Source organism: Roseibium porphyridii (assembly GCF_026191725.2).
Taxonomy (GTDB): domain Bacteria; phylum Pseudomonadota; class Alphaproteobacteria; order Rhizobiales; family Stappiaceae; genus Roseibium; species Roseibium porphyridii.
Genome location: NZ_CP120863.1, coordinates 1,664,546 through 1,677,469 on the forward strand (window position 1 = coordinate 1,664,546; position 12,924 = coordinate 1,677,469).

Annotated in this window: 13 protein-coding genes; 8 read left to right on the forward strand and 5 right to left on the reverse strand. The window is 53.5% G+C overall.

What is annotated here, in order from left to right; genetic code table 11:
* Positions 1–3: 3 nt before the first annotated feature.
* A complete protein-coding gene (locus K1718_RS07755; protein ID WP_265683528.1) occupies positions 4–1,170 on the reverse strand; it encodes a M24 family metallopeptidase in 1,167 nt (388 codons plus the stop codon).
* Positions 1,167–2,318: an amidohydrolase gene (locus tag K1718_RS07760; RefSeq protein ID WP_265683529.1), complete on the reverse strand. Its 1,152-nt coding sequence runs from the start codon at positions 2,316–2,318 to the stop codon at positions 1,167–1,169. Before K1718_RS07760 ends, K1718_RS07755 begins: the two co-directional genes overlap by 4 nt.
* Positions 2,319–2,368: 50 nt before the next feature.
* On the opposite strand from K1718_RS07760, the gene K1718_RS07765 reads away from it, so the two are divergent.
* A complete protein-coding gene (locus K1718_RS07765) occupies positions 2,369–2,890 on the forward strand; it encodes an Lrp/AsnC family transcriptional regulator (protein WP_265683531.1) in 522 nt (173 codons plus the stop codon).
* A 12-nt stretch (positions 2,891–2,902) separates the two neighbouring features.
* Here K1718_RS07765 and K1718_RS07770 read toward each other — a convergent pair whose 3' ends face one another.
* Positions 2,903–3,367, reverse strand: coding sequence for an Lrp/AsnC family transcriptional regulator (locus K1718_RS07770; RefSeq protein ID WP_152500392.1), 465 nt, complete (start codon positions 3,365–3,367; stop codon positions 2,903–2,905).
* 101 nt (positions 3,368–3,468) lie between these two features.
* Between K1718_RS07770 and K1718_RS07775 the strand changes: the two genes are divergently transcribed.
* From K1718_RS07775 to K1718_RS07790, 4 genes are all read left to right on the forward strand, one after another.
* Positions 3,469–4,518, forward strand: coding sequence for a pyridoxal-phosphate dependent enzyme (locus K1718_RS07775; protein ID WP_265683534.1), 1,050 nt, complete (start codon positions 3,469–3,471; stop codon positions 4,516–4,518).
* 22 nt (positions 4,519–4,540) lie between these two features.
* On the forward strand, positions 4,541–5,590 hold the full coding sequence (locus K1718_RS07780) for a TRAP transporter substrate-binding protein (protein WP_265683537.1): 1,050 nt from the start codon (positions 4,541–4,543) through the stop codon (positions 5,588–5,590).
* 109 nt (positions 5,591–5,699) lie between these two features.
* Entirely contained in the window at positions 5,700–6,236 is a 537-nt protein-coding gene (locus tag K1718_RS07785; protein WP_265683539.1) for a TRAP transporter small permease, read from the forward strand.
* A gap of 1 nt (position 6,237) precedes the next feature.
* Positions 6,238–7,581 carry a TRAP transporter large permease gene (locus tag K1718_RS07790; RefSeq protein WP_152504178.1) on the forward strand — a complete coding sequence of 448 codons (1,344 nt, stop codon included), beginning with the start codon at positions 6,238–6,240 and terminating at the stop codon, positions 7,579–7,581.
* Between the two features lie 151 nt (positions 7,582–7,732).
* Here K1718_RS07790 and K1718_RS07795 read toward each other — a convergent pair whose 3' ends face one another.
* Positions 7,733–7,918 (reverse strand): hypothetical protein, encoded by a 186-nt coding sequence (locus tag K1718_RS07795; RefSeq protein WP_265683540.1) that lies wholly within the window; start codon positions 7,916–7,918, stop codon positions 7,733–7,735.
* Between the two features lie 666 nt (positions 7,919–8,584).
* Here K1718_RS07795 and nspC point away from each other — a divergent pair.
* The 3 genes from nspC to K1718_RS07810 all read left to right on the forward strand — a co-directional run bounded on the left by nspC (position 8,585) and on the right by K1718_RS07810 (position 11,525).
* A complete protein-coding gene (nspC, locus tag K1718_RS07800) occupies positions 8,585–9,682 on the forward strand; it encodes a carboxynorspermidine decarboxylase (RefSeq protein ID WP_152500398.1) in 1,098 nt (365 codons plus the stop codon).
* A 50-nt stretch (positions 9,683–9,732) separates the two neighbouring features.
* Positions 9,733–10,971, forward strand: a complete 1,239-nt coding sequence (locus K1718_RS07805; protein ID WP_265683542.1) for a saccharopine dehydrogenase family protein — start codon at positions 9,733–9,735, stop codon at positions 10,969–10,971.
* A 206-nt stretch (positions 10,972–11,177) separates the two neighbouring features.
* Complete coding sequence (locus K1718_RS07810; RefSeq protein WP_285806063.1) at positions 11,178–11,525, forward strand: IclR family transcriptional regulator; 348 nt, start codon at positions 11,178–11,180, stop codon at positions 11,523–11,525.
* Positions 11,526–11,607: 82 nt separating this feature from the next.
* Here K1718_RS07810 and K1718_RS07815 read toward each other — a convergent pair whose 3' ends face one another.
* Entirely contained in the window at positions 11,608–12,843 is a 1,236-nt protein-coding gene (locus K1718_RS07815) for a hypothetical protein (RefSeq protein WP_265683544.1), read from the reverse strand.
* Positions 12,844–12,924: the final 81 nt, after the last annotated feature.

Below are 12,924 nucleotides of genomic sequence, written 5' to 3' on the forward strand. Positions count from 1 at the left end.
ACCTCAGATGACGGGAAGGTCGCGGGAGGCGCGTTCGGAAAGCAACTGCGCACCATCTTCGCGAATGACGATGTTTTCCTCATGAACCATGATCCGGGCATCGCCATAGCTCAGCGAAGGTTCCAGCGTCAGAACCATGTTCTCCGCGATGGGCGTGTGATCAAAGGGAGCGTGCGAAGGCCATTCGGTGAGTTGCATACCCAGTCCGTGACCCAATCGGCCAACATCACCACCCCGGTCGTCCAGTTCCGCGATAACGCCTCGCATGACCTGATAAAGCTGATGACAAGTGACGCCGGCACGGGCGGCATTGATCCCCGCTTCGGTCGCGCGCCACAGCACGTCATAAGCTCTCTGGGTAGCCTCATCGGCGGTTCCGACGGCAAAATTGCGATCGAAATCGCAGTAGTATCCATCCCAGACAGCGCCCGTGTCCAACATCAGGACGTCACCACGAGCCAAGGGGCGGCGAGAGGGGGGTGAAATCACATCATGGTACCCACCTTGGTCCGCACCACCGACAAGATACGGAACATCGTCGGCTCCTTGCGCGAGGCCTTCTCGGCGAAATGCGCGAAACAAGTCTTCAAACGGTTGCCCCTCATGTGCCAGCTCGGGAATCTTCGCAAATGTCCGTGAGCCAATGGCACAAATGTGTGCCAGTTTTTCGATTTCCCTTTCGGACTTGATCATGCGCAACGACCTAACAAGGCCAGTTGCGTCAGCAATTGAAAGGTTCGGGAGACCTTGTAACAGCCTTTCATAGTCGCCCAGTGGCATACGAAGTCCGGTTTCGTGGCCTTTCATCACGCCAAGTGTTTTTCGTTCTCTCGCAAGCGGTGTGAGCAGCTCCGTCAAAAGGCTCACGCCGTCGTCTTCAGGGCAGGGCGCGCTCCAGGTGCGGATGTCGTCCAGCCAGGTGCTGTGCATCAGCTGCGCACCGATTTCAGGAATGATCGCAATCGGTTTGCCGGTTGAAGGTAGATAGAGAAACCATGGACGGGTCGGGCTTTGCCAAAACAAAGTCTGAAAACCACTGAAGTATCGAATTTCGGGCTCACTGGTGAAAAGGATCCCATCGATAGCAGCTGCAGCCATACGAAATTGGGCCCGGTGCGTCCGCGCCTCAAATTCTGTTTCGGGAAATCCGCGGGAAGGCACTTCGGTCATTGACTGTCCTTTCGCCGCGGCAACCGATCGCGCACCAGCTGCACCCAGAACTCCGCGCCGATTGGCAACAAGGCATCGTTGAAATCATAATCGGAAGCGTGCAGTGGCTGACCGTTTGCACCCGTCTCGCCGTTTCCCAGCAACAGGAAGCAACCGGGAACAGCCGCGCAAAAATGCGCAAAATCTTCGGAAAAACTCATCGGCTGCCGGTCTTCGATAACCTCGCATCCGGCCGCTCGTCCCGCGCGGTAGACTGCTTCCGTCGGTACGGATGCGTTGATCGTCTCGATGAATTCCGTCTCACAGTTCACCGTCACCTTTACGCCGTGAGCCGCAGCCACACCGTCGGCGATCTGCCGCATGAATTGTTCCACTGCAACCCGGTCCTCCGGCGATCTGGCTCTGTAGTCCCCTTTCAGGACAGCCTGGCCAGGCAGGACATTACGTTGTCCATCCGTCACAAATTCGGTGACGGAAACGACTGTTCCTGCTCCTGGCGGAAGCTTTCGGGAGACAATGCTCTGCAAGGCAAGGACAAGCTCTGCAGCGACCGTGATTGCATCAACGCCGGTGTGCGGCATGGAGGCATGCCCGCCTTTGCCAGTCACAGTGATCTCAAAGAGTGTTTCGCTGTTGCAGATAATACCTGCCCGGGTGGACACCTGGCCGGTCGGTGCCCCTGGCAAATTGTGGATCGCATAAATCTCATCAATCGGGAATTGCTTTAACACGCCTTCATCGATCATTGCCTTAGCGCCAAGCCCGAGTTCTTCGTTGGGTTGGAACAAGAACACGACAGTGCCTTCGAAATCAGGTTCTTTGACTAGCCGTTCCGCTGCACCCAAAAGCATGGTCATATGACCGTCATGACCACAGGCATGCATGACGCCGGGCGTTTTGGAACGATGGCCGTGGGATGATGTTTCTCCAATCGGCAGTGCGTCCATATCCGCACGCAATGCGATGGCCCGGTTGCCGCGGCCACTGCGCAGAACACCAATGACCCCTGAGCCTTCATGCACGTCAAGACCGAGTGCTCGCAGTTCGCGGGCAATTTCAAGTTTGGTTCGCTTTTCCTGAAATCCGAGTTCAGGATTGCGGTGAAAGTCCCGCCGTCGTGCGGTCAGACGTTGGTCAAACGTTTGCATGAAAATGCCTCCCGTATCCTCATCTCTAACTACAATGTCTTAAGGGCTGGATGGCGTCGTTTTTTGGTCGTTGGGCGACGAAAAACATTGAAAAATCGGGAAAAGGCGATCAATTTCAGACGATGGATGACAAGGATTTGGAAATACTGCGGCTCGTGCAACAGGACGCGAGATTGACGGCTGAAACGATCAGTCAGGACGTCGGGCTGTCTCCCGCAGCTGCGCAAAAGCGTTTGAAACGGCTCCGCGAAAGCGGTGTGATCGAAAGAGATGTTTCAGTTCTCTCGCCGTCGATGCTGGGGCGGGACATGACAATTATTGTCGATGTCATTCTTGAGAGGGAAAGCCGGCGCCACTTGGATGAATTCAAGCGAAAGATGAAGAATGCCCAGTGTGTACAACAATGCTACTACACGACTGGCGAAGCCGACTTCACCTTGATCCTGACGGTTCGGGACATCAAGGAATACGAGCAGTTCACACAGGACCATTTCTTTGACGAGTCCAATATCAGCCGCTTCAAGACCTCGGTTGTAATGGACAGGGTCAAGGTATCTCTCGACGTGCTTTAGGCAGCGATCTGGCTATATCGGCAAGGTCAACCCGACTTTGGTGCGCTCCATGGTAACGGACGTACGAAACCGTCTTACATTTGAGTTTTCAAAAAATAGCCGGTGTGTCAGTTCTTCAAAATCCTGCATGTCGCGCGCTGTGCAGATCAGGATAAAGTCTGCTTCTCCGGTCACGTAATAGCATTGCTGCACTTGTGGCTCGGAACGGGCAAGCTTGCGGAACATATCGAGCTGCTGAAGGCTTTCGCGCTCCAGTTCCACCATCACAATAAGCGTCATGTTGCAGTCGAGCTTCGATGCATCGAGAATGGCAACTTCCTGCTGAATGACCCCGCTATCCTTTAGCCGCTTCTGCCTCCGTTGCACTGACGGGACGGACAATCCGCATTCTTCAGCCAGGACCTCCAGCCCAATCCGACGGTCCCGCTGCATCAATCTTAGGATTGTTCGGTCCGCATCGTCCAAATTGTCAAGCATGATGCAAATTCTCTGGTTTGAATGTCTGAACGGTAAATTTCGTCGAGCTTAAGCCAGATAATGAAAAAATCAAATAATTCGAAAATGCTACATCATGGAGCATGAAACACACAGACATTCTCGACTTTTCTCCTGATTTCAAACAGGCGGTTGCTTTCTTCAAAGCACAGAAAAACTACGCCGTCTCACCAATGCGACGACTGCAAGGGCCCGGCGGCTTTTCCTTTCTGGCCAAAGATGAAACCTCTCGAATGGGCCTGGGCGCCTTCAAGGCGCTCGGCGCTCCTTACGCCGTCGCCCGCCTCGTCGGTGAAGCCTGGTTTGCAAAGACCGGCGAAATCCTGACACCGCCACGCTTCCTGGATGCTGATGTGCGTTCTATGGCCAACACGCAGACCTTTGTTTGCGCAAGTGCAGGCAATCATGGGCTGGGCGTTGCCGCAGGCGCACAATGGGTGAGTGCCAAGTCGCGTATTCATCTGGCAAGAACCGTTCCGGCAAGTTTTGCTGAGAGACTTTGTGCGCTGGGCGCGGAGGTTGTGTGGTCCGGCGACGTTTATGACGAGAGCGTCGCAGCAGCGATTGACGATGCGGCGCAAACCGGTGCAACGCTGCTGGCTGACGGCACCTGGCCCGGATACACCGAGATCCCGAAATGGGTGATGGAAGGTTACTGCGTCATCGCAGAAGAATTACGGGCTTCGTTCGAAGCATCGGGCGATTGGCCGAGCCATGTCTATCTCCAGGCCGGTGTCGGAGGCCTCGCAGCTGCGATGTCTCACATGATCCGCTTGAACTGGACAGTCCAGCCGGAGCTGATTGTTGTTGAGCCTGAGGCTGCGGCTTGTCTGAAGGCGAGCCATGACGCAGGTCGGCCTGCTCGATCCGACGGGCCGGATTCCAACATGGGGCGTCTGGACTGCAAAGAACCCTCAATCGTTGCGTGGCGCGTGCTTGAGCGCTGCAACGTGATCTACCAGACACTTTCCGAAACAGATGGATCAGCAGCGGCCACAGCTATGACAAGGCTTGGCATAGCGACCACACCTTCAGGCGCAGCAGGGTTTGGCGCCTTGTGCACACAGCTCCCCGACATAACAACCGGCAAGGATTTTTTACCCCTTGTCATAATCTCAGAGGGGCCCGCGTGAGCGGGTCGTGAAAGGAAGCAACATGCAGAAACTATTCACGAAATTCGTCATTCCAGCAATGCTGGCCATAGGCCTGGCGACCGGTGCCGGCGCTGAGACATGGAAGTTTGCCTCAGAAGAGGACAAAAACGATGTGCAGGACATTTTTGCAAAGAAATTTGCCGAGACGATCAAGGAAGAGTCGGGCGGCGATATTAAGGTCAGGATCTTCTATTACGGCCAATTGGGTACCGAAAACGACATCGTTGAACTGACTGCCAAAGGTGTCGTTCAATTTGTTTCAGTCGGCACCGGTCACCTGGGGTCCTACGTGCCAGAAGTGCAGGCACTCAGTGTTCCGTATGTCCTCGGAAGCGATGTGGATGTTGTCCGTAAGGTTCTGACGGGCAGTGAAACAATCTACAACGACCTCAGCGACAGGTTCGAAAAGGTCAATCTGAAACTGCTGACCATGATTTCCGAAGGCGAAATGGCCTGGGGAGCCAACAAGGAAATTCGCAGCCCTGCGGATTTTGAAGGGCAGAAAATCCGGACCTTCACGTCAACAATTCCAGTGGAAACCTATAAAGCTTTCGGGGCAACGCCAACGCCGCTTTCCTGGGGGGAGGTCTATGGTGCTCTTCAGCTGAAGACCGTCGATGGCATGGTCAACCCGATCTACTTTATCTACAACGCCAAGTGGCATGAGGTCCAAGACTACCTGATGTTCCCGGGGCAGCAGCCCTATGTCGGTACGGTCTCTACCAACAGCGAATGGTTCAACGGCCTGAGTGCTGAGAAGCAGGCCATGGTTCACAAGGCGATAGAAGCTGCGGAGCAGGCTGCTCACGACTATCAGCTCCAAATCAACAAGGAAAACATGGACAAAATCCTGGCGGAGCGTCCTGACCTTAAAGTTGTTGTGCTGAGTGAAGAAGAGCGCGCGGTCTTCAAGGAGCTCAGCACGGGCCTGCATGAAACTTACTACGCAGTCGTGGAAAACGCTTACGGCGAAGAGGAAAAGTCAGAGGCTCGAGACCGCGCCCAGAGAATTCTTGAAAACCTGATTCAAGAGGTAAAGGACGCCTCATAGGCCCATAAAGACGCGCGAAAGGTGCGGGATGTATTCCCGTGCCTTTTGCGTTTTACGCGCGAGGAGGGGGCGGCTGAGCCGATGAACGGCCGGCAGACGGGAGTTGAAAATGAAAACGCTTCTCTTAACTGCAAACAGAGGGATTGAGTTTGCCGAAAAGGCAATCATCATCATCGCGGTATTGCTGATGATGGTGAACTCAACAGCCAATGCAATCGGTCGATATGCATTTGGGCAAAGCCTGTTTTTCGCTGAAGAATTGAACCAGTTTTTGATTGTGGGCGTCACATTCGTGGGCTTCGCCTATGCGGTCCGAAGTGGGCGGAACATCCGTATGACCGCCGTCTATGATGCGCTTTCACCGCGTTCCAAGAAGGTCCTGCTGACGTTGATCTCACTGACGACAGGGCTTTTGCTGATGTTTCTGACCTACAAATCGGTCCTCTATGTTCAGGAAGTCAAGGAAATCAATCGGCTATCGCCAGCTCTGCAGTTTCCGGTCTATTTGATTTACGCAGTCATTCCCGTCGGTCTTGCGATGGCCAGTCTCCAGTACCTGATCGCGTTTCTGATGAATGTCACGCAAAGGGGAACCTATCTGTCACTGGATGTTCAGGACGGTGAAGCTGAAGATATCGGTGTCTGAGATGGGCGATGTTATGAGCTTCCTCAACGATATAGTCGCAGGCGAACTGGACATTTTTGTCATCACCTTCACCCTGGTCGTGACGATGATCGTGCTGCTGTTTCTCAGTTTCCCGATGGTTGTGCCTTTGGCCGTTGCGGCAATGGTCGGGTTGGTCCACTTTTCTCAAATTGACACCGGCGTCATCATCCAACAGATCGTGACCGGTATTTCGCCGAATGCATTGATTGCCGTGCCGATGTTCATATTGGCAGCCGATATCATGGCGCGGGGTCATACGGCCAACAATCTATTGGGACTGATTGAAGCCTTTTTTGGTCATCGAAGGGGTGGGCTGCCAATCACTGCCTGCCTCAGCTGCACGCTTTTCGGGTCGGTATCTGGCTCTACGCAAGCCACGGTGGTTTCCGTTGGTCAGATCATGCGCCCGAAGCTGTTGAAGGCAGGATACAAGGACAGTTTCGTCATGGCATTGATCATCAATGCCAGCGACATTGCCTTTCTCATTCCACCAAGTATCGGTCTCATTCTCTACGGCACTCTTGCCAACACCAGTGTCGGTGAGCTGTTCATCGCGGGGATTGGTCCTGGTGTCGTTCTGGCGGTTCTATTTTCGGGCTATTGTTACGTTTACAGCCTAGTTCAAGGCGAAACGATTGCTCTCGTGGAGCGCAAAACCGCTGCCGAGCGGCTTGCCGCGATCAAGAAAGCGCTGCTGCCTCTGGGGTTTCCCGCCCTTATCGTGGGCGGCATTTATTCAGGAGCAGTGACGCCGACTGAAGCCGCCTCCTTTTCAGTTCTTTATGCGCTGATTGTTGAATGCGTGATCTACCGCGAGCTGAAGCTGAACGACGTCTTGAATGCGGCACTCAGCACAGGTCTGATCACGGCTGTTGTGTTCATTCTGGTCGGTGTTGGGCAGGCGTTTTCCTGGTATATCTCCTTTGAGCAAATACCTCAGGGGCTGCTTGAACCACTCAACCTGGAAGGTGCATCGGACAAGTATATTCTTGCAGTTATCGCGCTGAGCTTCTTCGTTGGCTGCATGTTTGTCGATTCACTGGTGGTGTTGGTTATATTGACACCCATCTTCGTGCCGATTGTCGATGCGTCGGGACTTGATCCGGTTCTTGTCGGTGTGATGGTTACGTTGCAAATGGCTATCGGGTCCGCAACTCCACCATTCGGATGTGACATTTTCACTGCGATCGCGATCTTCAACCGGCCCTACATGGAGGTGATCAAAGGAACGTTTCCGTTCTTCGTGATCCTCTTCGTGATGTCAGCTCTGCTAATCTTCTTCCCGGGCATTGCGTTGATGCTCAGGGATCTGGCGTCGCTTTAGTCCAGGTCGCTGCAATGAACAATTGCCCTGGTTAGAATGGTGCCTTCCGGGTCGAAACAAACGATTGCTTAAGCGCTGATAATCCAACAGTTGGTAGGCAGTTGCATTTGGGATTTCGACGTAGCGAGCGGCGGCGATAGGTAGACACCGCTCAATAATGGATGCCGTATTCGGGAACGGGGTCAAGGTCGATATCGGCAAGGAGCGACCCTTCGACTATTGCCTGTACGCTGATGTTTGAGCCCATGATTGGATAGAATTTTGAGCGCGCATTGGGAGTCTCTGTTTCATTGGTCTCCGCATCATTTGTTGTCGCATCAAAACCTGTCGTGAGCATTGTTCCTGTCCCCCAAAAAGACGTTTCCGTATCGAAAGAAAACTGGGAAATCACCATAGGGGAGAGGTGCAAAAAACGGGCTAAACCTCTTGAGCAAATTCTCATCACCTTGTGAGTAGTTTGTTTACAATTGTTCTTCGGGCTTGTTTGGATGGTTTTGGCACTATGTCGCGCGACTGAAAGGCGGCTAGCGCGGCACAGTCGTGCAAAGAACCTCCCTAATGAGTTGGTGCAAAATGGGCGTTCGGGTTCTAGTCGAATTGGGCTGTCCGAGCTTGCAATTTCAACGGATGTTCAGGCTGACCACTTGGAACGTGTGTTAGACAATCTGGTCAACGAAGACCTAATCGCGCGAGATCGGGACGGAACCTCTCAGGCAACCGAAGCAATTCATTTAAGGCACACGGTTACGATCATTCATTGGCAAAATGGGCTTGTTCGGATACAGCCCGATTTTGTGATGGTACCGGGATTTTGTGGTAGAGCGGTTGCGACCTGAAAAGCCAGCATTCGAACTGGCGCTTGGTAAGTCACTTTTTGTGCTTCGGCCCAAAGATTAGCACTGGATTTGAAGTCCCAATCCACCTAGTTGGAGTGAAAAGACTGCAGATGGTCAGTTCTGCAGCGTTGGTTCTCAGCCAGTTGAATAGTTGGACATTTAGATACATGCCTCAGACACCTTACTATCTGATCGACAAGGCAAGCCTTCGTCAAAATCTGGAGAAAGTCGCCTATGTAAGGGAGCGATCTGGTGCCAAAGCGCTCCTGGCGCTCAAGTGTTTTGCAACCTGGTGCGTATTCGATTTCATGCGCGACTACCTGGACGGCACAACGTCGTCGTCCTTGAACGAAGTGCGACTTGGGCATGAACGGTTCGGTAAGGAAACGCATGCCTATTCGGTTGCTTATGCCGATTACGAAATCGATGAGGTAATCTCGCACGCCGACAAGATCATCTTTAATTCGATCAATCAGCTGAAACGCTTTGCGGACAAGGCTGACGGCATTGTGCGTGGCCTGCGCCTGAACCCGCAGGTGTCCTCTTCGAGTTTCGATCTGGCAGATCCCGCCCGGCCGTTTTCGCGGCTTGGCGAATGGGATGTTGCGGAAGTTGAAAAGGTCGTTGATCGGATCAGTGGGTTCATGATCCACAACAATTGCGAAAACGCTGATTTTGACCTGTTCGATAGGCTGTTGGCCGACATAGAGCAAAAGTTCGGTTCACTGCTTGAGCAAGTCGAATGGGTCAGTCTTGGTGGCGGCATCCATTTTACAGGGGAGGGGTATCCGATCGATCGCTTTGCAGATCGGTTGAAGACTTTTGCGGGCAAATACGGTGTTCAGGTGTATCTGGAACCAGGCGAAGCTGCGATCACCAATTCGACCACCCTCGAGACCACGGTGCTCGATACCCTGTTCAACGGCAAGAACCTGGCGATCGTCGACGCGTCCATAGAAGCGCATATGCTCGATCTGCTGATCTATCGGGAAAGCGCCAGGGTGGCCCCGGATCAGGGAGAACATCCTTACATGATTTGCGGAAAATCCTGCCTTGCTGGAGACATTTTCGGCGAGTTCAGATTTTCCAATGAACTCAAGCCTGGCGACCGTGTGTCGATCCAGGATGCCGCCGGTTACACGATGGTTAAGAAGAATTGGTTCAACGGTGTAAAAATGCCGGCCATTGCCATGAAGGAACTGGATGGGACGATCGTGCCTGTCCGCGAATTTAACTACCAGGATTACGAGCAGAGTCTCTCCTGAGATCTGTTGCACGAAACAAGGCTCACGTTCCAAGGAAGGTAGAGGAACACATGAAAAAGAACGTTCTCATTGTCGGTGCAGGCGGTGTTGCCCAGGTCGTTGGTCACAAATGTGCACAAAACAACGATGTGCTCGGTGACATCCATATTGCCTCGCGCACCAAGTCCAAGTGCGACAAGATTATCGAGACCGTGCACGAGAAAAAAGCTCTTAAACAGCCGGGCGTCCTTGAAGGACACGAACTGAATGCGCTCGATATCGAAGCGACCGCTGAACTGATCCGCAAGACGGGAGCGCAAATTGTCATCAATGTCGGCACGGCCTTCCTGAACATGTCTGTCCTGAGCGCGTGTTTGAAGACCGGTGCGGCTTACATTGACACAGCGATCCATGAGGAGCCCGGCAAGATTTGCGAGACACCGCCCTGGTACGCCAATTATGAATGGAAGCGGGCCAAGGAATGCGAACAAGCCGGCGTGACGGCCATTTTGGGAGCAGGTTTTGACCCGGGTGTCGTCAATGCTTATGCCCGTCTTGCCAAGGACGACTATCTCGACAAAGTCACCGAGGTCGACATTGTTGACATCAATGCGGGAAGCCACAGCCGCTACTTCGCCACCAATTTCGATCCGGAAATCAATTTCCGCGAATTCACCGGCACAGTATATTCCTGGCAGAATGGCGACTGGCAGGCGAACAAGATGTTCGAAATCGGCAAGGAATATGATCTTCCGGTTGTCGGCAAGCGCATGGCCTATCTGTGTGGCCATGACGAGGTCCATTCTCTCGCCAGAAATATGGATGGAGCCGACGTCCGTTTCTGGATGGGATTCGGTGAGCACTACATCAATGTCTTCACCGTTTTGAAGAATATCGGTCTTCTCTCCGAACAGCCGGTCACGACGGCAGAGGGCCTGGATGTTGTCCCGCTCAAAGTGGTAAAGGCCTGCCTTCCGGACCCAACTTCACTAGCGCCGGAATACGAGGGAAAAACCTGCATTGGTGACTTCGTGAAAGGCGTCAAGGACGGCAAGGATCATGAGGTCTTCATATACAACGTCGCCGACCACAAGGAAGCCTACGAGGAAGTCGGCAGTCAGGGCATATCCTACACCGCAGGTGTACCGCCAGTTGCTGCCGCGATGCTGATCGCCACTGGCGAATGGGACGTGAGCAAGATGGCCAACGTCGAAGAACTTCCGCCGCACCCGTTCCTTGCCATCTTGAACCGCATCGGACTGCCGACCCGGATAAAGGATGCTGCGGGTGATCGGGCGATTACGTTCTAAGGCCTGACATAACAGACCAGCAAAATAGCCGCTGACAGGATATCAGTCCTGCCAGCGGCTCAATTATTTGAGACATACTAAGAGACCTAGAATGTCGCCTTGGCGCCGGTGTTGCGATATGGACGGAACGCGGGCCAACCATCGTCAGGTGGTTTAGAAGTGCTTATTTTGCCGTCAACACAGTAAGTCTTGGCAATGTCCTACCATTGGACAACTCTGCGTGCGGGCTGTTGTTCCAGGCTTACCTGTCCGAGGCCCATGCGGACGTTGCCCGGAAACTGCAACCTGCCGGGTATCGCAACAAGAAACCATCAAAGCGTGAACTGAAACAAATGCGCGATTCCTGCTGGGCAGAACTTATAGGCCATCTATCTCCCGGCATTACAGGTCAGGCAGTGCCCGTTTTCGACGCGCGGCAGGAACTGGCCTGTGTCATGACGACAGTCACAAACCTTGGTCTGATGAAGGAACCCGAAGACAGATGGGCCTTGTTTGAATGTGCCAAGCAGGCTGCTCAAGAGACAGGTGGATCCGATAGGTTTGCGATTGAATAGAGCTTCGGTCCAGATGTGGGGTCACACGAAATAGTCGGCTGCTCCTTAAGAGACAGCCGACCCTTTGTGAGCTGTTTGACATTCAGTGTTGAAGGCCCGATCCGCCGATGGCGACGATGTTGAAAGGCGAGCCACCAATAGCGATGGTCCGATCTTCTTCGAACGTATTCACATCAAGAAGCCTGACAAGGCTTTCGCGCGGATCTGTGACGGCGATCAGGTCACCCATAACGGCAAGCCTGGGCCGCGGGGCCCGCCAATGGCCATCTTTGCTGTAAGGTTCGGTGACTTGGGCTGAACGGACGAGCTCGCCGCTCAGGACGTTGAGAGCGTGAAGTTTTCCGTCTTCAGTGAAAACGTAGGCATATTTCACGCGGATTGGGTCAAGAACGAAGTGAACGTCTCGAATTTTAAGGTCGACCAAACGGAAGGGAGTGTCGCTGGACGGTTCGATCAAGACGAGCCGGTCATCGCCGTAGTCGCCAAGAAAGAACTGGAGGGCTTTTCCGCCAACAAGCGTGCCAACGCGACCATCGGGCATGTCTGCGGAATACTCAATGAGTTCAAGGTTCGGTGGACCACTGCCATCCGACTGCGCGACGAGGACACCTTCAACACAGCCAAATGCCACAAGACCGGCGGATGTCGCTTCGCCATGTAGACCTGTGCAAGTCGCAACTTCTCCAACCTGCTTGCCCTTATTGTCGACGACCTTTGCGCCAAACCGCGGCGGTAACTTGTCTGCAGGCGTCGCTGTGTCGAGATTGGGTTCCGATACGACAAAGTGATCATTGATTGGAACAACCACGCCGTGATGTGGAGCCGCGGTCTTGACGACCTTGTGCTCAGCGCTGCCCTCCAAGAGGTTCTTTTCCGTATAGACCCGGGCTTCGCCATCAAGGTCAAAAAATTGCAGTACCTTGTCGTCATGCATTACGGCGTGAACAGGTCTGGGGCCTTCAATCACTGTCGGCAGAAGCGCTGCATCCTTGATCTCGATATCCTGATGATCACCGTGGTCCGTAAGGACGATGCCAGTTTCGACAACGTGGACTGCGTCATGATCCATCTGAACCGCGAACAGCGCTTTGCCACTCTCTGTCGGTTTGAGGTGTGTCACATAGCCGAGCGTCGAGAAGCGATTGAGCACGGAGTTTTTCGCGGGGTCGACGACCGTGATCAGTCCTTCAGCCTGGTCGGTGATGAAGAGACGCCAGGTTTCCTTTGTTTCATCGGCAGAAATTGCGGGCACGGTGGAGCCCAACGCCATGGCAAGCGCACCTGCGGCGACCATGGCATGTGGATAGTTGAAGAACATCTTCATCCTCTATGTTACGATATAACATAACAAACTTAATCCAATTGGAAAGCGTGGTCCACTGCCGACAGGTGAAAAAGT